This window comes from Amycolatopsis oliviviridis (assembly GCF_014654365.1).
Classification (GTDB): domain Bacteria; phylum Actinomycetota; class Actinomycetes; order Mycobacteriales; family Pseudonocardiaceae; genus Amycolatopsis; species Amycolatopsis oliviviridis.
In genome coordinates this window covers 80,940-98,939 of sequence record NZ_BNAY01000006.1, presented here as the reverse complement: position 1 = coordinate 98,939, position 18,000 = coordinate 80,940, and the positions used below count along the sequence as shown (strand labels likewise).

17 protein-coding genes are annotated in these 18,000 nt (G+C 70.2%); 7 read left to right on the top strand and 10 right to left on the bottom strand.

Features of this window, described 5'->3' with window-relative positions; translation table 11 throughout:
- Positions 1–8 precede the first annotated feature (8 nt).
- Positions 9–1,331, bottom strand: coding sequence for an LCP family protein (locus tag IE302_RS25625; protein WP_191257033.1), 1,323 nt, complete (start codon positions 1,329–1,331; stop codon positions 9–11).
- A gap of 89 nt (positions 1,332–1,420) precedes the next feature.
- Complete coding sequence (locus IE302_RS25620) at positions 1,421–2,968, bottom strand: LCP family protein (protein ID WP_191257032.1); 1,548 nt, start codon at positions 2,966–2,968, stop codon at positions 1,421–1,423.
- 150 nt (positions 2,969–3,118) lie between these two features.
- Here IE302_RS25620 and rfbB point away from each other — a divergent pair, with 150 nt between their 5' ends.
- Both rfbB and rfbD read left to right on the top strand, forming a co-directional pair.
- Positions 3,119–4,102, top strand: coding sequence for a dTDP-glucose 4,6-dehydratase (gene rfbB / locus IE302_RS25615; RefSeq protein WP_191257031.1), 984 nt, complete (start codon positions 3,119–3,121; stop codon positions 4,100–4,102).
- A 2-nt stretch (positions 4,103–4,104) separates the two neighbouring features.
- Positions 4,105–4,977 carry a dTDP-4-dehydrorhamnose reductase gene (rfbD, locus tag IE302_RS25610; protein ID WP_191257030.1) on the top strand — a complete coding sequence of 291 codons (873 nt, stop codon included), beginning with the start codon at positions 4,105–4,107 and terminating at the stop codon, positions 4,975–4,977.
- Between the two features lie 75 nt (positions 4,978–5,052).
- Here rfbD and IE302_RS25605 read toward each other — a convergent pair whose 3' ends face one another.
- From IE302_RS25605 to IE302_RS25595, 3 genes are all read right to left on the bottom strand, one after another.
- Positions 5,053–6,141 carry a glycosyltransferase family 4 protein gene (locus IE302_RS25605; protein WP_191257029.1) on the bottom strand — a complete coding sequence of 363 codons (1,089 nt, stop codon included), beginning with the start codon at positions 6,139–6,141 and terminating at the stop codon, positions 5,053–5,055.
- The gene (locus IE302_RS25600) at positions 6,134–8,647 is read right to left on the bottom strand and encodes a glycosyltransferase (protein WP_191257028.1); all 2,514 of its coding nucleotides are present in this window, start codon (positions 8,645–8,647) and stop codon (positions 6,134–6,136) included. The genes IE302_RS25605 and IE302_RS25600 overlap by 8 nt, the downstream gene beginning before the upstream one ends.
- 198 nt (positions 8,648–8,845) lie before the next feature.
- Positions 8,846–9,769, bottom strand: coding sequence for a glycosyltransferase family 2 protein (locus IE302_RS25595; RefSeq protein ID WP_191257027.1), 924 nt, complete (start codon positions 9,767–9,769; stop codon positions 8,846–8,848).
- A gap of 19 nt (positions 9,770–9,788) precedes the next feature.
- Here IE302_RS25595 and IE302_RS25590 point away from each other — a divergent pair, with 19 nt between their 5' ends.
- The 4 genes from IE302_RS25590 to IE302_RS25575 all read left to right on the top strand — a co-directional run bounded on the left by IE302_RS25590 (position 9,789) and on the right by IE302_RS25575 (position 14,417).
- Positions 9,789–10,874 carry a glycosyltransferase family 4 protein gene (locus tag IE302_RS25590; RefSeq protein WP_191257026.1) on the top strand — a complete coding sequence of 362 codons (1,086 nt, stop codon included), beginning with the start codon at positions 9,789–9,791 and terminating at the stop codon, positions 10,872–10,874.
- A 40-nt stretch (positions 10,875–10,914) separates the two neighbouring features.
- Positions 10,915–12,051, top strand: a complete 1,137-nt coding sequence (locus tag IE302_RS25585; RefSeq protein WP_191257382.1) for a glycosyltransferase family 4 protein — start codon at positions 10,915–10,917, stop codon at positions 12,049–12,051.
- 403 nt (positions 12,052–12,454) lie between these two features.
- The gene (locus tag IE302_RS25580; protein WP_191257025.1) at positions 12,455–13,318 is read left to right on the top strand and encodes a glycosyltransferase family 2 protein; all 864 of its coding nucleotides are present in this window, start codon (positions 12,455–12,457) and stop codon (positions 13,316–13,318) included.
- A gap of 58 nt (positions 13,319–13,376) precedes the next feature.
- Positions 13,377–14,417: a serine hydrolase domain-containing protein gene (locus tag IE302_RS25575; RefSeq protein ID WP_191257024.1), complete on the top strand. Its 1,041-nt coding sequence runs from the start codon at positions 13,377–13,379 to the stop codon at positions 14,415–14,417.
- An 81-nt stretch (positions 14,418–14,498) separates the two neighbouring features.
- On the opposite strand, the gene IE302_RS25570 is transcribed toward IE302_RS25575, so the two are convergent.
- Complete coding sequence (locus IE302_RS25570; protein WP_229907937.1) at positions 14,499–14,933, bottom strand: hypothetical protein; 435 nt, start codon at positions 14,931–14,933, stop codon at positions 14,499–14,501.
- A gap of 211 nt (positions 14,934–15,144) precedes the next feature.
- Positions 15,145–15,597, bottom strand: a complete 453-nt coding sequence (locus tag IE302_RS25565) for an adenylyltransferase/cytidyltransferase family protein (protein ID WP_191257022.1) — start codon at positions 15,595–15,597, stop codon at positions 15,145–15,147.
- 110 nt (positions 15,598–15,707) lie between these two features.
- Between IE302_RS25565 and IE302_RS25560 the strand changes: the two genes are divergently transcribed.
- Entirely contained in the window at positions 15,708–16,604 is an 897-nt protein-coding gene (locus IE302_RS25560) for a DNA-3-methyladenine glycosylase family protein (protein WP_191257021.1), read from the top strand.
- Positions 16,605–16,703: 99 nt separating this feature from the next.
- Here IE302_RS25560 and IE302_RS25555 read toward each other — a convergent pair whose 3' ends face one another.
- Genes IE302_RS25555 through IE302_RS25545 form a run of 3 tightly spaced genes read right to left on the bottom strand, consistent with a single transcriptional unit; the run spans position 16,704 to position 17,986 of the window.
- A complete protein-coding gene (locus IE302_RS25555) occupies positions 16,704–16,940 on the bottom strand; it encodes a hypothetical protein (protein ID WP_229907936.1) in 237 nt (78 codons plus the stop codon).
- A gap of 36 nt (positions 16,941–16,976) precedes the next feature.
- Entirely contained in the window at positions 16,977–17,327 is a 351-nt protein-coding gene (locus tag IE302_RS25550) for a GntR family transcriptional regulator (protein ID WP_191257020.1), read from the bottom strand.
- Positions 17,328–17,338: 11 nt separating this feature from the next.
- Positions 17,339–17,986: a hypothetical protein gene (locus IE302_RS25545; protein WP_229907935.1), complete on the bottom strand. Its 648-nt coding sequence runs from the start codon at positions 17,984–17,986 to the stop codon at positions 17,339–17,341.
- Positions 17,987–18,000 lie beyond the last annotated feature (14 nt).

The window sequence follows — 18,000 nt, the reverse complement described above, 5'->3', positions numbered from 1 at the left end:
CTCTCACGCTAGTTCACGCAGGGAACGCTCGACGCGGCGAGCAGGGGAGCCGCGCCGGAAGCCCCGCCGCCACCGCCCCGGCCCGCCAGCCCGGCGACGAAACTCCGCACGGCGGCGGGATCGATCTCGACGATGCTCTGGCCGTCGGCGCTGCGGCCGTTGATGTTCACCACCGGGATGGTCGTGAACGTCAGGTCGCCCGACGCGATGCCCCTCGCCTGCTGCGCGAACTCCAGCAGGTCCAGACCTTCGTCGAGGACGATCGACCGGCGCACGACGTCCATCAGGCCCGCCATCGTCGACGGGCTGGTCAGCGTGCCCGCCGAGAGCACCTGGTTCAGCGCCGAGGACAGGAACGTCTGCTGGCGCACGATGCGGTCGAGGTCGCCGCGCGGCAGGTTCTTCCGCTGGCGCACGTAGGAAAGCGCCTCGCCGCCGGAGACGGTCTGTTCGCCGCGCCGGAAGTTCGCGCCGGAATCCTTGTCCTCGGTGGAGTGGTTCAGGCAGACCTTCACGCCGCCCAGCGCTTCGGTCAGCAGGTAGAACCCGAGCAGGTTGACCTCGGCGTAGTGGTCGATGCGGATCTTCGTCAGGTCCTGGACGGTCTGGACCAGTGCCTTGCGACCCTCCTGATCGGAGTCGCGTTCGAGTTTCGCCTGGTCGGACTCGCCTCGGTGCGCGTTCGCGTAGTGGGTCTTCGCGACGCCGTACGCCGAATTGATCTTGTTCGGACCGCGACCGGGGATGTCGGTCCAGGTGTCGCGCGGAATGGAGATGCCGGAAGGCTTCCCGCCGTTCTTCGGGATGCGCAGGATGATGATGGTGTCGGTGTTGACGCCCGCCTTCTCCTCGGTGCGCAGCTCCTTGAGCACCTTGAGCGGCAGCGGATTGCCCTGCGCGTCGGTCCGCGCGTCGCTGCCGACCAGCAGGATGTCGTTCGCGCCGTCGTCGGGGGGCGGCGCGGCGGGATCGTCGGCCCTGCTCAGGGCGTTCGTCGTGGGGACGTTGTTCTGCAACTGGTCCTTGGTGACGTAGGCGTAGCCCGTCGTTCCGAGGGCGAGCAGCGACACGAGGCCGACCGCGATCCGGCGGGTGTACCGGCCGGCGCGGCGCAGCGGGCGCTCGGGTACGTCGAGCACACCCGAGACCGGTTCGTCCTCGTCCTCGGGCGGCGTCGACGGCTGGGGGAGCGGATTACGCGGGTACGGCGTCGGGACGAACCGCGGCTTTTCGTCACTCTCGGTGTCCGAGGTGGCGGCCTCTTCCGGCTTCGGATCCTCGGCGTCCAACTGTTCGGATTGTTCGTTGGCGGCTTTGTCCTCGCCATCCATCCCTGTTCACCTCCCCTTGCGCTGCCCGTTGGTCCGATCGTAGGAGAAGGCTAGGCCACGGAGAGGTCGGCCACGCTGAGTACCCGGAATTAATTGACGCAGGGCACATCGCCCGCGACGATCGGCGTCGTGGTGGGCGCCGCCGGGGCACTGGAGGACGGCTGAACGGGCTTCGAGGCGGGCGGCGGTTTCGGCGCGGACGTGGTGGCCACGCCGCCCTGGTTCGTGGACGCGCCCTTGAAGTCCTTGCCGAGCAGGATCCGCACCTTGCCGGGGGCGACGTCGCGATCCGCCTCGGTCTGCACCGCGGTGCCGAAGACCTGCTTGATCAGGGCCAGCGCGGCCTCGTCGCCCGGCGCGTGCCGGATGACCGTCGAGTTGCGGGTGCTGAGCTTGGTGTCCGCCGCGAGCTTGAAACCCTTGCCCTGCAAGAGGTTCCGGGTCTCGGTGGCCATCGTGGGGGAGCCGGAGCCGTCGAACAGTTCGACGGTCACCGCTTCCGCGCCCGGCAGCGTGGCCGGGGTCGAGGTCGGTGCCGTCTCGCCGTCGGAGGTCAGGCGGGTGACCTCGGCCTGCACCTGCGCCGGGTCCACCCGGAGCACGGCGGCGCCGCCGATGGTCGCGTCGCCCTGGGTCGGGATCGTGTGGAACTCGACGTTCCCGCTGGTCAGCCCGCGCATCTGCGCGGCGAACTCCGGCAGGTCCCAGCCCGCCGACAGCACGACCGACTTCTTCACCGCGGCGATCAGGTCCGAGATCTTCGCCGGGTTGATCAGGACGTCGGAGGAGAGGACCTTGTTCGCCAGCCCGGACAGGAAGGCCTGCTGCCGCGCGATCCGGTCGAGGTCGCCGTTCTGCAGGTCGTACCGCTGCCGGACGAACGCGAGCGCCTGGACCCCTTCGACGGTCGACTTCCCGGCGGGCAGGTCCACGCCGGACTTCTTCTCCTTGACGGCGTTGTTGAGGCAGACCTCGACGCCGCCGATCGCCTTGGTGATCTCGTAGAAGCTCGACAGGTTCACCTCGGCGTACCGGTCGATCATCTTCGGCTTGCCGATGAACTTCTCCAGCGTGGCGATCAGGTTCTTGCGCCCGGCGTCCTTGGCCTTGGCGTCGACGTCCTTGAGGTCGGAGTTGCCCTGCTGCTGCAGCGTCTTCGACGTGTCGTTGTAGGCGTACACGTACGCGCTGTTGAGTTTGTGCTTGCCGAAACCGCCGGTGATCTCGACCCACGAGTCACGGGGGAAGGAGATCGCGACCGCCTTCTTACCGTTCTGGGGGATGTGCACCAGGATCATCGTGTCGGTCTGGCGCTCGCCGTCCGAAACACCGGCGTGCAGCATGTCGAGGACCTCGCGCGGCAGCGGGTTGCCCTGCGCGTCGGTGCGGCTGTCCTGGCCGACGAGCAGGATGTCGATCGCGCCGTCCAGCGGTTTCGCCGGCGGGTGCCCGTTGTCTTCGAAGATGTTCGTGGTCGCGAAGCCCTGCGACGGGTCGCCGATGAACTGCCAGCCCCACCAGGTCAGCGTCAGGATCGTGATCGAGACCAGGCTGAACACGACCTTCACCCCGCGGCGGGCGAACATCGCGACGCCGCCACGGCGCGCCGGAATGGGTGGCCCGGGCCACTCGGTCACGTGCGGTCCTCCACGAATCTCCCCAGGGCACACTCGTGCCTCGACCATGACTCTACTGATCTCCGTGTTAGACGTCCGTAGGCTGGTGAAAGGTTGCCCCGGTCGTGACACACTCGCCGGACCGGGAAGTCGTCAAGGAGGGATCGCGGGATGCGCGTGCTGGTCACCGGGGGTGCCGGGTTCATCGGTTCGCATTACGTCCGCCAGGTGCTGACAGGGGCGTATCCGAGCCTGGCCGACGCCGAGCTGATCGTGCTCGACAAGCTCACGTACGCGGGCAACGAAGCGAACCTGGAGCCGGTGCGCAAGAACCCGCGCTACCGGTTCGAGAAGGGCGACATCTGCGACGCCGCCCTGGTCAGCGAGCTGATGCGAGGCATCGACCTCGTCGTCCACTTCGCCGCCGAGTCCCATGTGGACCGTTCGATCGCCGGTGCCGCCGACTTCGTGCTGACCAATGTGCTCGGCACGCAGACCCTGCTGCAGGCCGCGCTCGAGGCCGAGGTCGGGAAGTTCGTCCACGTGTCGACCGACGAGGTCTACGGCTCGATCGACGAGGGATCCTGGGCCGAAGACCACGCTTTGGAGCCGAATTCGCCGTATTCGGCGTCGAAGGCCTCCTCGGATCTGCTGGCCCGTTCCTTCTTCCGCACCCACGGACTCCCCGTCTGTGTCACGAGGTGCTCGAACAACTACGGTCCGTACCAATTCCCGGAGAAGGTCATCCCGCTCTTCGTGACGAACCTGCTCGACGGCAAGAAGGTCCCGCTGTACGGCGACGGGCTCAACGTGCGTGACTGGCTGCACGTGGACGACCACTGCCGCGGGATCCAGCTCGTCGCCGACGGCGGCAGGCCGGGCGAGGTCTACAACATCGGCGGTGGTACGGAACTGACCAACCGCGAGCTGACCGGGCGGCTGCTGACCGCCGTCGACGCCGATTGGGAGAGCGTCGAACCGGTCGAGGACCGCAAGGGCCACGATCGCCGGTACTCGGTGGACATCGCCAAGATCTCGGCCGAGCTCGGTTACGCGCCCCGGATGTCCTTTGAGGACGGTCTGGCCGACACGGTCGCCTGGTATCGCGAAAACCGTTCGTGGTGGGAGCCGCTGAAGAACCGCGCGGGGGCCTGAAAGTGCTGAGTGTTCTCGTACCGGGCGGATCCGGCCAGCTGGGGCAGGACATCGCGGCGCTGGCGCCGGACTCCGCGACGCCGTCGTCCGCGGAGCTGGACGTGCGCGACACCGGCAAGGTCGTCGCCGCGGTCACCGAACTGGCGGACCGGGCACGGGCGGCGGGGACGTCGCCGGTGGTGATCAACGCGGCCGCCTACACCGCGGTCGACGCGGCGGAAACCGACGAGGAGCGGGCGTTCGCGGTGAACGCCGACGGCCCCCGGGTGCTCGCCGCGGCGTGTTCGTCGCGCGGGGTGCCGCTCATCCACGTGTCCACGGATTACGTCTTCACCGGCGACGCGACTTCGCCGTACGAGGTCACGGATCTGCTGGGGCCGCTCAACGCGTACGGCCGGACGAAGGCGGCAGGCGAGGACGCTGTCCTCGGTTCGGGGGCGCGGTCCTGGATCGTGCGGACGTCCTGGGTGTACGGCAAGACCGGGTCGAATTTCGTGAAGACCATGGCGCGGCTGGAAAAAGAACGTGAAGAACTGTCCGTAGTGGACGATCAGACCGGCGCGCCGACCTGGTCCCGCGATCTCGCCGCCGGACTGCTGGAGCTGGCCGGTCGCGTTGTCGCCGGAGAGGGTCCGTCACAACGGGTGCTGCACTGCACGGGCGGCGGGTCGACGACGTGGTGCGGGTTCGCTCAAGCGATCTTCGCCGAACTCGGCGCGGACCCGGCGCGGGTGAAGCCCTGTACGACGGCGGAGTTCCCGCGTCCGGCGAAGCGCCCGGCGTACGGGGTGCTGTCGAACGCTTCGTGGCGCGAGGCGGGTCTCACGCCGCTTCGGGACTGGACCGATGCCCTGAAGGCCTACTTCGCTTCCTGACCCTGTCGCATTTCGTCCTCTGAATACTGTAGTTGCATACGCAAGAACCGCATTCAGAGGACGAAACGCGGGAGGTCAGTGTTTGGTGCTGGCCTGGCGATAGGCGGCGACGGTGAGTTCGGCGCACGCGCGCCAGGTGAAGTTCGCGACGTGGGCGCGGCGCGCGGCCGAAGTCGCGACGGCGTGCGGATCGCTGACGGCCATCCGCAGCGCTTCCACGAGCCCGTCGACGTCTTCGTAGGGCACCAGGCTCGCGCAGTTCCCCGCGACCTCGCGCAGCGCCGGGATGTCCGTGCACACGACGGGCACGTCCGACGCCAGCGCTTCCAGCACCGGAAGCCCGAAACCCTCGTCGCGCGACGGCAGCACCAGCGCGCTGGCCCCGGCGACGACGCGCCGGAGGTTCACGTCCGACAGGTAGCCCACATGCCGTGAACGCGGGCCCACCGCGAACGAACCGGGACCGACGAACACCAGATCCGGCAGATCCGGCGCCGCCTCGTGCGCCTGCTGGAGCCAGTGCAAACCCTTGCGGGGCCCGGGAGCGCCGGCGAAGAGCAGGTACTTGTCCGGAAGACCGAGTTCCTTGCGGCGCTCGGGGTCCGGCGGGCGCGCGGTGAACCAGGCCGGGTTCACCCCGAGCGGGGTGACGATGATCTTGCCGCGGTCCACGTCGAGCCGTTCGGCGACCTGATCGGCGACGGCGTTGGTGGGGGTGCAGATCGCGTCGGCGAGCCGGGCGCCGCGCCGGACCAGCTGCGGGAGTTCGTGATCGCTCGGCGCGAGTTCCTCGGGAGCGTCCAAAAAGGCCAGATCGTGGATCGTCACCACACCCGCCGCGCGGAACCGTCCCGGCAGCACGAAGTTGGTGCCGTGCACGACGTCCGTCGGCCCGGCGAACAGCTCCACCGGCGGCAGCTGCGAACGCAGCCACGCCTTGCGCAGTAGCCGTGCCGCCACCGGCATGCCGCGGGCCCGGACACCGTGCGGGAGCACGTGCCGCAGCCGTCGCCAGCCGCGCAACGTGAACGCCACCGCGCGAGTGTCCACTTCGGACATCGAGGCGAGCTCTTCGGACAGGGCGACGGTGTACCGGCCGATACCCGTCCTGGCACCGAGCAGCGGGGTCCCGTCGAGCAGGACGCGCAACGGACGATCAGCCACGGCCGAGCCTCTGCTTGGCGACCTTGACCACCCGGCCGCCGACGCGCCGCACGAGTTCCTTCGGGCCGCCGTCGGCGAGGTACTCGCGGATCAGGTCGACGTCGCGGCGCAGCATTTCCTTGCCCCGCACCGGCGCGGTGACCACGAGGTCGTCCGAGCCGGGCAGCCGGTCGGCGGCGGGCCGCGGGTTCCGGCAGAACTCCACCAGCGGTTTCAGCGCCTCCGGCCAGGCGTAGCGCTGGGCGACGGCGGCCATCCGCTCGACGCAGCCCGCGGCGAATTCCTCGTCGTACAACGCCTTTTCCAGCGCGGCGGCCAGCGCGTCCACGTCCTCGGCGGGGACGACGACGCCGAGCTTCTCCTCGCGGACCAGGTCGGCGAACGAGTCGCCGTCGGTGGTGACGATCGGCAGCCCGGCCCACAGGTAGTCCAGCACCCGGGTGCGGAAGGCGAACGTCGTCTCGACGTGCTCGTAGTGCGTGGTGACGCCGCAGTTCGCGTCCAGCAGCCAGTTCTGGCGCTCCTCGTAGGGAACCCAGTGCTGGTTGAAGAACACGTGCTTGCCGGTGAGGCCGAGCGTGTCCGACAGCAGCATCGTGCGCGCCCCGATGTCCATCTCGGTGACCTCGGGGTTGGGATGCTTCATCCCGAGGAACACCAGGCGGACGTCGCCGCGACGCTGCCGTAGTTGCTCGATCGCGCGGACCAGGGTGAGCGGGTCGAACCAGCTGTAGACCCCGCCCGCCCACAGCACGACGTGATCGGTCTCGCCGATCCCGTGCAAAGTGGACCGAAGGCCGGGTCCGGTGCGGACCGGTGCGTTGGGGGACAGTCCGAAGGGGACGATCGAGAGCAGCGACTGGGTGGTCGGGTCGGCGTCGTAGAGGCGCGGCGAAAGCCTGCCCATCGCGGCGAGGTGACCCAGCCAGAAATGACGCTGCCGCTCCGAAGCGCACAGGAAGAAGTCGCCGCGTTCCAGCTGCGCGTCGAGGACCTTGGTGACGCCGATCAGGTCCAGCGCGCGTTTGTCGTCGGGGACGCCCTTGCCCTGTTCGAGCAGTTCCAGGTGCATCGGGTCGTACAGGTCCGCGACCACGATCTTGTGCGCGTACTGCTTCTTGAGCGAGGGCGCGAGTTCCAGCACGTGACCCTGCAGGACGATGATGTCGGCCCAGGCGATCGGGGTCTCCAGATCGCGGCGGGTCGCCGCGCTGACCCGGAACGGCGCGGGCGGCGGGTCGGCGAGCGGGTTGACCGTCACCAGGTGGACGTCGTGCTCGGTGGCCAGCGTCGCGGACATGTTCCACGCGCGGATCGCCGGGCCCGCCATCCGTTCGGTGATCGCGTCGCCGGTGATCACCAGGACCTTGCGGCGCTGCCCGAAGAGTGCGTCGATGCCGAACGTCTCGACCAGGATGTCGTGCGCGGCCAGATAGCGCGGCAGCGGATACGCGGGCTCCAAAGCCTTGCGCAGCAAGGGAAGCAGATCGGCGTCGGTGCGGACGCGGGCGGCCTGTTCGGCGGCGCGCGACTCCGCGAGCGACGGCAGCAGCTCGACGAACTGGTCGATCGCCAGCACGCCGGCCAGCGTGGTCCTCGGGACCTCGACCGGACCGGTCTCGGCCGGGCCGACACCGTGGGCGAGGTCGAGCTGGGTGGCGTCGAGGTCTCCGCGTGCCGTCGCCCGGCGGACGGCCAGCGCGAGCGCGGCGGGCAGTGCGCGCGAGAGGGTCTCGTCGGAGAGGTTCTTGTACAGCGCGGCCAGGGCGTTGCGCTCCAGCAGGAACGTCTCGCGACCGGAATCGGGAGCGTCCACAGTGGACATCGTGGCGTGGTGCTTGTGATAGGTCAGCGACTCCGGCACGTACCGCACGCGCCAGCCGCGCAGGTTCAGCCGCCAGCCGAGGTCGACGTCCTCGTAGAACATGAAGAACCGCTCGTCGAACCCGCCGAGTTCGGCGAACACCCCGGCGCGGACGAACATCGCCGAACCGGTCGCGAACAGGACGTCCTTGGCGATCTCGTGTTCGGCGGAGGGGACGTCGGCCAGGGGACCGCCCGCGTGGCGTTTGTAGCCCATGCCGAACCAGGTCAGGCCCGCGTCGACGAAATCGGTGCCGGTGCCGTCCCAGTCGAGGACCTTGCTGGCCACCGCGGCGACCGTCGGCTGCGCGCGCAGTTCGGCGACGGCCGCGCCCACCCAGCCCGGCGCCGGACGGGCGTCGTTGTTGAGGAAGGCGAGGACGGTGCCGGTGGCGTGCCGGGCACCGAGGTTGCAGCCGCCCGCGAAACCGGAGTTCACCGGGGACTCGACGAGCTTGACGCCCGGGGCGGCGGCCTTGATCTCGGCCACGTCTTCGCCGCCGGAGGCGTTGTCGACGCAGATGACCTCGAGGTTCGGGTAATCGTGTTCAGCGAGGGCGCGCAGGCAGGTGACGGTGTCGGCCGCTCCCCGGTAGTTCACCACGATCACCGAGACGACCGGTTGCGTTTCCCCCTGCGCCAAAGCCGTACTCCCTGCACTCGATTGGACGGTGTCAATGAAGAGCCCGCGACCGCTTCGCGCCGCCAGGGCGCTCGTCTGCCTGCCCCTCGCCGCTGGTGCCGGGGCGCCCTGCCGTCGCGAAGCGGGGCCTTCGGCCGAGGGCGGGCTCCTGCGAGGCCCTTCTCGGACTCGACCTTCATCTCCGTCTTCTGTCAGAGCTTAAAGCCCGGCCCACGCCTCCCAGACCGCGCCTCGGTCGAGCGCCGCCCGCCGCCCGATGGCCCGCCGCTCGACCAGCGTGCGCGGCAGGCGGGCGGCGACGGCGCCCAGGGCCCGGCATCTCAGGCTCGGACGGAAGTTCGGCGCCGGTGGTTTCCCCCGGAGAGGCAGGACGAGGGTGAGCACCGCGAACTTCACCAGCTGCCGGATCGCGACCTGTCTCGGCGCACAGCGGAGGAGGGTCAGCAGGCGGTTGCGTTCGTTCCACAGGTGGAACTGGACCGAACCCGGCCGGGTGCTCGCGCCATGCTGATGGGTGACGTCGGCGTCCGCGCTGACGACGTCCCAGCCCGCCAGCCGCAGCCGCCACGCGGTGTCGGTGTCCTCGTAGTAGCAGAAGTAGGAGGCCGGGACGCCGCCGACGGAGCGGAGGGCCTCGACGTTCAGCACGGCCGCGCCTCCGCAGAAGCCGAAGATCTCGCCGGCGGATCCGGGCAGGTCGGCGCCGTGGCCGTCGGCGGTCAGCCGGACGCCGGTGGACTGGACGGTCCCGTCGGCCAGCGTCAGCCGGGCGCTCACGGCGGCGGCGAGCGGAGCTTTGCCGAGGGTGTCTTCGCAGGTCGCGAGCCAGTCCGCGGCGGGCGCGGCGTCGTCGTTCAGCCACGCCATCAGCGGGGTGTCCACTTTGTCCAGTGCGGCGGCCATGGCGCCCGCGTACCCGGTGTTGCGCCGCAGCCGCAGCACCCGGGGTTTCGACGGGTGGGCGGCGAGGAACGCGGCCGTCCCGTCGTCGGAGGCATTGTCGACGACCAGGGTGCGATGCGGGCGGGACTGCGCGGCGAGGGCGTCGAGGCAGGCGGTGATGTGCGCGGCGCCGCGCCAGGTGACCACGACGACGGTGGTGCTGGGTTCGGCGTCGGTCATGCCAGAGAGAATAGAGACCATGCCCGAACTGGTCGTGCTCGCCGAGCAGCTGCTGGCGCCGGTCCCCGGCGGGACCGGCCGCTACACCGCCGAGCTGCTGCGGGCACTCGCCGAGACCGCGCCGCCGGGCTGGACGGTGTCGAGCGTGGTCGCGCGGCACACCGACATCGAAGCCGCGGTCGTCGACGGCGTCGAGGGGCCGCGAGTGCTGCCGATCCCGCCGCGGGCGCTGATCGCGGCCTGGCAGCTGGGGCTGCCGTGGTGGCCGGGCGGCGACGCGGTCCACGCGCCGACGCCGCTCGCGCCCGCCCGGATGCCGAAGGGGCGGACGCTGTCGGTCACGGTGCACGACACCGTGCCGTGGACGCATCCCGGGACGCTGACCCCGCGCGGCGTCGCGTGGCACAAGGCGGTGATCACGCGGGCCGCGCGGAAGGCGACCGCGCTCACGGTGCCCACGCAAGCGATTGCGGACGAGCTCGCGGCGCTGGTGCCGGTGTCCGTGCCGGTGCGCGTGATCCCGCACGGGGTCCGGCCGCATTCCGAGTTCGCCGAGGTCACCGTTCCGGAGCGGTACATGCTCGCGATCGGGACGATCGAGCCCCGCAAGGGCGTCGACGTGCTGATCGAGGCCGCCGGCCGGATCGGGGTGCCGCTGGTGCTGGCCGGGCAGCCGGGCTGGGGCGGGATCGACCCGGTGGCGCTGGCGCGCGAGCACGGCGCCGACGTGCGGGTGCTGGGCAAGGTGAGTGACGCGGAACTGGCGTCCGTGCTGCGGGGCGCGTCGGTGCTGGCGATGCCGAGCCGGGCGGAGGGATTCGGGCTGCCGCTGATCGAGGCGATGGCGGCCGGGGTGCCGGTGGTGCATTCGGACGTCCCGGCGCTGGTCGAGGTCGCCGGGGGAGCGGGCGTCGTCGTCCCCGTGGGGGAGGCGCAAACGCTTGCCGACGCTTTGCGGGACGTGCTGGACCATCCGGAGCGGGCGGCCGCGCTGCGTGACAGTGGTCTCAGCCGTTCGAGTGAGTTCACCTGGCGGCGTGCCGCTTCCGCCGTTTGGGGTCTCCACCAGCGCGATCAGTTTGTCGGTTCCTCACCGCGGAGGTGACGGGCCGCCGTACCCTCCTAGGGTGACCGAAGACCCTCGCGTGCTGATCGACGCGACCGCCGTCCCCGCGGACAGGGGCGGCGTCGGTCGTTACGTGGATTCGCTGGTCGCGGCCCTGGACGCGGACGGCGCGCGGATCACCGTCGTCTGCCAGCCGCGGGACGCGGTGCTGTACGACCGGCTGGCGCCCGGCGCCCGGATCGTGCCCACCTCGCCGTCGACGTCGACCAGGACGGCCAGGCTGACCTGGGAGCAGGCGACCCTGCCCCGGCTGGTCCGGCGGCTCGCCGCCGACGTCGTCCATTCACCGCACTACACGATGCCGCTGGCCAGCCCTGCCGCTTCGGTGGTGACGCTGCACGACGCGACCTTCTTCACCGACGCGGTGTTGCACTCTTCGGTGAAGGCGCGCTTCTTCCGCGCCTGGACCGCGACGGCGCTTCGCCGCGCGACGCTCTGTGTCGTGCCGAGCATCGCGACGGCGGCCGAGCTGGAGCGCGTCGGCCAGGTGCGGACCGCCGAGCTGGAGATCATCCACCACGGCGTCGAACCGGACCGGTTCCATCCGCCCTCGGCCGCCGAGATCGAGGCCGCGCGCAAGGCGGTCGGACTCGGGAAGACGCCGTACGTCGCCTTCCTCGGCGCGCTGGAACCGCGCAAGAACGTGCCCGCCCTGATCCGCGGCTTCGCACACGCCGTGACCGGCAGGCCGAACCCGCCCGCGTTGGTGCTGGCCGGACAACCGGGCTGGGACTCGCAGGTCGAACGCGCCCTGGACGCCGTGCCGCACCGGCTGCGGGTCATCCGGGCCGGCTACCTGCCCTTCGACACGCTCGCCGGCTTCCTCGGCGGCTCCGAACTGGTCGCCTATCCGAGTCTCGGCGAGGGTTTCGGGCTGCCGGTGCTGGAGGCGATGGCGTGCGGCGCGAGCGTGCTCACGACCCGGCGGCTCTCGCTGCCGGAGGTCGGCGGGGACGCCGTCGCCTACTGCGGTGTCGGCGCCGGAGACGTCGCCGCGGCCATTTCGGAACTGCTCGACGCTCCCGCGCGGCGGGCCGAGCTGGCCGAGGCGGCGCAGCTGCGGGCGAAGGAGTTCTCGTGGGCGACGACGGCGGAGCGCCATCGGGAGGCTTACGCGAAGGCTTGGTACCGGCACGCGCAGCGGCGAGCGGGCTGACTTGCTTCGTGAGTGATATCGAGGAGTAGGCCAAAGGTGTCGTGTTCACTCACCGGCGTGCCGGCTTCGGATGTTGTGAAAGTGGCTTTGACAACCTTCAACGTTGCGAAGGTCGCTTTCGCAACACTGTCGGACTACCAGACCGCGCCGGGCCGAGAGGGTCTTGAGTGGCAAGTCGTGTTCCGGCCTCAACCAGCGGCCGCTGAAATGGCGGTACGCTTCGAGCGCGAGGCCCCGGTGGGGCCGAGTATGGGAGCCCGCGACGCGTCCGGACGGTCGTCTCGCGGGCTTTTCGCTTTCCAGCACCCGGCGAGGCCGCCGACGGAGCAAGGGACCTTTGCTATCGCCGCTGCCCGGGGTGGGCGCCCGGAGTCGCGTTCGGTGACGGGTGGACAATGGCCGCGTGACTGAGCACCCCAGCTACGGCGACGGGATCGCCGTCGTGACCGTGACGTACTTCCCCGGCGAAACCCTCGAGAAGTTCCTCGACACCCTCGAGAAGGCGACCGACCGGGACGTCCAGGTCGTCGTCGCCGACAACGACTCGACGGACGGCGCGCCGGAGAAGGCCGCCCGCCGGGACAACGTCAAGCTGCTCAGCATCGGCGAGAACGTCGGTTACGGCACGGCCGCCAACCGGGGCGTCGCGGAACTCGACGACAGCTACGGCTGGGTCGTCGTGGTCAACCCGGACCTCGAATGGGAGCCCGGTTCGCTCGACGCGCTGCTGGAGGTCGCCGAGCGCTGGCCGCGCGGTGGCGCGTTCGGTCCGCTCATCCACGATCTCGACGGCACGGTCTACCCGTCGGCCCGGCTGCTGCCGTCGTTCGGCCGCGGGATCGGGCACGCGGCGTTCGGCAAGATCTGGCCGGGCAACCCGTGGACGCGGCAGTACCGCCAGGAGACCGGCACCCCGGTCGAGCGCACGGCGGGCTGGCTTTCCGGCTCCTGCCAGCTGATCCGCCGGGAGGCCTTCGACTCGGTCGACGGTTTCGACACGCGCTACTTCATGTACTTCGAGGACGTCGACCTCGGCGATCGGATGACCCGCGCGGGCTGGCTGAACGTGTACGCGCCTTCGTCCAGCGTCATGCACATCGGCGGGCACTCGACTTCGCAGGCTTCGGCGAAGATGCTGCGCGCGCACCACGACAGCGCGTACCGCTACCTCGCGGACCGTCACCGCGGTCTCCTGTGGAAGCCGGTCATGCTCGCGGTGAAGGCCGGGCTCGCGTTGCGGCTCAAGCTGGAGACGCGCCAGAAGTAGCCGTTCCGGCCACCGGAACTCGCGCGACTCGGCTCCCCGCCGTCGTTACCGTCGGTGCATGGACTTCGCCGAGTTGGACGCCTGGCTGACCGAACGCGCCGGGGAGGACCGCTTTTCCGGCGTCGTGCTGATCCGGCGCGGCGACGAGACGCTCTTCGAGCGCGGATACGGCCTGGCCAGCCGCCGCTGGTCGGTGCCGAACGCGCCGGACGTCCGGTACGACACCGCGTCGATCACCAAGGTTCTCACCGCGATCGCCGCGTTGCGCCTGGCCGACGAGGGACGGCTGGACCTCGACCGTCCGATCGGCGAGTTCCTCGACCTCGACGGCACGACGATCGCGACGGGGGCGACGACGCGGCAGCTGCTCACGCACACGTCCGGGATCGCCGACGACGCCGACGAGGAAGCGGGCGAGAGCTACGAGGCGCTGTGGGTCGACAAGCCGGTGTACTCGGTCGTCGACACGCGTGACCATCTGCCCAATTTCGCTTACCGGGTACCGAATTTCGCGCCGGGCGAGGGCTGCCGGTACTGCAATTCGGGGTATATCCTCGCCGGACTGGTGATCGAGGAGATCACCGGAACGCCGTACCGCGACCACGTCCGGGAGACCGTGCTCGACCGCGCGGGGATGACCGATTCGGGGTTCTTCGACCGGCGCGATCCGCAGCCTCGGGTCGCCGAGGGCTGGGACCCGATCCTCGACGGCGAGCGGGTCACCGGCTGGAAGCAGAACATCTTCAGCTACCCGCCGATCGGTTCACCCGATGGGGGTGCGTACTGCACCGTCGGCGACCTCGTCCGGCTGCTGCGGGCGATCCGCGAAGAACGGCTCTTGAGCCCTGAGCGCACGAAGGAGTTCCTGACGCCGCAGGTGCTTCACAGCAGTGGCGTCTGGTACGGCTTCGGCCTCGAATTCGTCCTGGCGCAGGACGGTTCGGTGCGGAACTACTACAAGGACGGCGGGAACGTCGGCGTCTGCTCGCTCATGCGGCACTACCCGGGCGAGGGACTGGACGTCGCGATGCTGTCGAACGCCACTTATGGCGGGGGTGCGGCGATCAAGGAAATCGATCGGGTGATCCGGGCTTCCTGAGCCGGTTCCCGAATGTCATGAAAGGGCCGTTCAAGACATTTTTTGTCCTGAACGGCCCTTTCATGACATGCGCGTGAGGGGCTAGATGCCGTCCAGCCGGCGCGAAAGGTTCGAGCGTCCCGAAGGGTTCTGCTTCACCGTCGGCACCAGGCCGCCGGTCTCGTTCTCGACGGTCTCCGGCTCCTGCTGCTCGATCAGGGGACTCTGCACCGGCGCGGCGGGCGGCCGCCGGGTGAGCGGGGTCGCCGCCTGCGGCAGAGGCCTGGTCGGCTGGAGGCCGGGACGGCGGGGATACGGCTGCGGCTGGGTCGAGCCCTCGCCCCGCGCCGGCGGCAGGTCCAGCCGCGTCGTCGGTTCGGGGCCCGCCAGCGGGTGGTCGTTCTCCGCGATCAGTGAGGCCGGTAGCTGGGTGGTCGTGTCCGGGTCCGATGACCGGTCGATCTCGGCGACCACCGATCGGGGGATCTGCTGAGTGTTCGCGGAGTCCATCGGAGACGTCGCGTTGTCCGGTGTCACGACGAAGGCTCCTCGCGCGCTTGCGCGTGCGAGCAAGGCGTCCGCCCGAGCACGGGGGTCCATTCCCCTAGGCCTCCCGACTGACCTGGGGCCCTCTGGGTTCAGGGCCGACTGTGTGTTGTCTAGGGTAGGCCCTAGGAGCGGCTGCCGTCAGCAGACCCGCAAACGTCTTCCGACAAAGTTGCCGAGCACACGGCCGGCTCCGAGGGACTCAGGCTTCCATGTCCGAGAGGATCCGGGTGCTGGAGTCCGCCTTGTCCGTGCCACCGATGCCGTAGATCATCGAGATGTCGTTGCGGGCCCCCGCCTCGACCTCGTCGGCCGGCAGCTCGTCGACGTTGCGCCGGTCCCCGCCGTTGCAGAACTCGAGTTCCGTGTCCGGGTACGCCGCGCGGATCAGGTCGAACGACTCGTTGATACCCGGCCCCTGCTCGACGGCGACGTACACGTCGTCGACGATGCGCAGCGCGCGGACGATCCGGGCGCGGACGTCCTCGGTCTGGATCACCCGGCCCTTCTTGAGGACCTGCTGGGGATCGTTGTTGACGATGACGATCAGGTAGCCGGACCGTGCCTGCGCGGCCTCGAACAGGTCGAGATGGCCCTGGTGGAGCGGGTTGAAGTACCCACTGACGATCGAGGCCTTCGCCGGTCGCGATGTCATCGTCGGTGTCCTCCGTCGGCTTACGGTTGGGGGGCATCAGCTTAGCCGCGGCGGTGCCGGGCACCGGGTGGCCCGCGTAACCCTAGCCGAGTGCGGGGTAGTTTCCGTGTGTGCGATTCCGCCCCGGCTACGAGCTCGACCTGGACACGGTGCTGGGTCCGCTGAGCCGTGGGTCGCGGTCGCCCAACGTCGTCCGCACCGAGGGCGGGGTCACCTGGCTGGCCGCCAACACCGCGGACGGTCCTGGCACGCTCGCGCTGCTGCGGCGCGCGGACGGCGAGGTCGAGGCGGAGGCTTGGGGACCCGGCGCGGACAGGCTGCTCGACGGCGTCCCGGCGATGCTGGGCGCGCACGACGACGACTCCGAATTCGTGGCGCACCACGACGTCATCGCGTCGGCGCGGCGCCTGAACCCGGGACTGCGCCTCGGCTCGACCGGCCGGGTATGGGACGCGCTGGTGCTCGCCGTGCTGGAGCAGAAGGTGACCAGCGCGGAGGCCCTGCGGTCGTGGGGCGAGTTGTGCCGGTGGTTCGGGGAAGCGGCGCCGGGACCGGGGCCGTCACGGCTGCGCGTGCCGCCGACGCCGGTCGCCATTCGCTCCATTGTGGACTGGAAATGGCATCGCGCCGGAGTGGATCTGAAGCGGCGGACGACGCTGATCACCGCGGCCCGGGTCGCGCCGCGGCTGGAGAAGGCCGTCGAACTCAAAGGCGTCGAAGGACGGGCGTGGCTGCGGAAGGTCTCCGGCATCGGGGTGTGGACGGCGGCGGAGATCGCGCAGCGCGCCTGGGGAGACCCGGACGCGGTGAGCTTCGGGGACTACAACATCCCGTCGATGGTGGGGCACGCGCTGGTCGGCACGAAACTCGACGACGCCGGGATGTCGGAGGTGCTGGCGCCGTATTCGCCGCAGCGGCAGCGGGCGGTGCGTTACCTGTCGACGGCCGGATTCCGCCGCCCGAGGTTCGGGCCGAAGATCGAGCTCCGCGACTACCGCGCGATGTGACTCGGCGGCAGGCCTCGGCGGCAGGCCCAAGTACATGAAGGGGTCCTTCACGGAGCCAGGCGCAAGGAAGGGGGCCTTCATGTACTTCGAGAAAACCCGTCACCAGCCCGGCGGCTGCTGCGGGGGCGGGCCAGGTGGGCCGGGGTACTGCTGCGGCGGGTACGGCCCCTGAGGCCCCTGAGGACCGCCCTGCGGCGGATAAGGCGGCTGCGGCGGGTACTGGGGTGGGTAAGGCGGCGGCTTCGGCTTGTTGAGGGTCTTGATCAGGAAGAAGATCCCGACCCCCACGCCTGCGAGCACGAGCAGGATGACCAGCAGCTGAATGATCCCGATCACGGCAGACCCCCTTCGTTAGTCCCAGCGGAGGGTAGATCAGCCCAGGGCGGCATCGATGATCGCCTTGGCCTCGTCGCGGTCGAGCCCCAGTTTCCTGGTCAGCGCGGCGTAGTCGGCGGCGGCCTGCCTCGCCCGTTCGCGGGTCTCGTCGCCGACGGCGCTGACGAAGGTCCCCGCCCGGCCGCGAGTCTCGATCAGGCCGCCTTCTTCGAGCTCGCGGTAGGCCTTGGCGACGGTGTTCGGCGCGATGCCGAGGTCTTCGGCGAGTTTCCGCACGGTCGGGAGTTTCGCCCCGACGGGCAGCGTCCCGTCGTTGATCCGCGTCGCGTAGGCGGTGCGGACCTGTTCGAAGGGCGGGATCGGCGAATTCGGGTCGACGCGGACCATGCGGTGGGCTCCTACTGGCGGGGCGGCATGACCTGGGTGCGGTCGGCACCGGGGACGACCTGGGTGGCGTCACCCGCGCCGCCGGGCACCACCTGCGTCCGGTCGCCACCCGCGGGCGAGGCTACCTGGGTGCGGTCGGCGCCGGCGTCCGCCTGCTGCTGCGGGGAGACGACCTGCGTGCGGTCCGCGCCCGGGTCCATCGGCGGCCCGGCCTGCGGAGGCGGCGGCGGGAAGCCGGGCGCGGGCATCGGCGGCTGGGACGCGAACGGGTTCGGCGCCGGGGCGCCGGGCGGCGGTGCGAAACCCATCGGAGCCGGGGCCGGAGGCGGTGGGAAGCCGGGCGCCTGGCCGAAACCGGCCTGAGGCTGAGGCGGCGGCGGGAAGCCGGGCTGCTGCTGCCAGTTGCCCTGCGGGGCGGGGCCACCGGCGGGCGGGGGAGGCGGCGGGAAACCCGGGGCCGGGCCGCCACCGCCGAAGTTCGGGTTCTGCGGGAAGGACATCGGCGGCTTCTTCGCCTGGTTGACCTTCACGATGATCACCACGATCACGATGATGATAATGATGATCGCCAAGATCAACAGGAACCAGCCGAAGCCGTCACCGTCCCCGCTGCTGTGGACCCGGACCCGGTCCAGGTATGGCGTCAGCGTCGTCAGCATCATTCCCCCTTAAA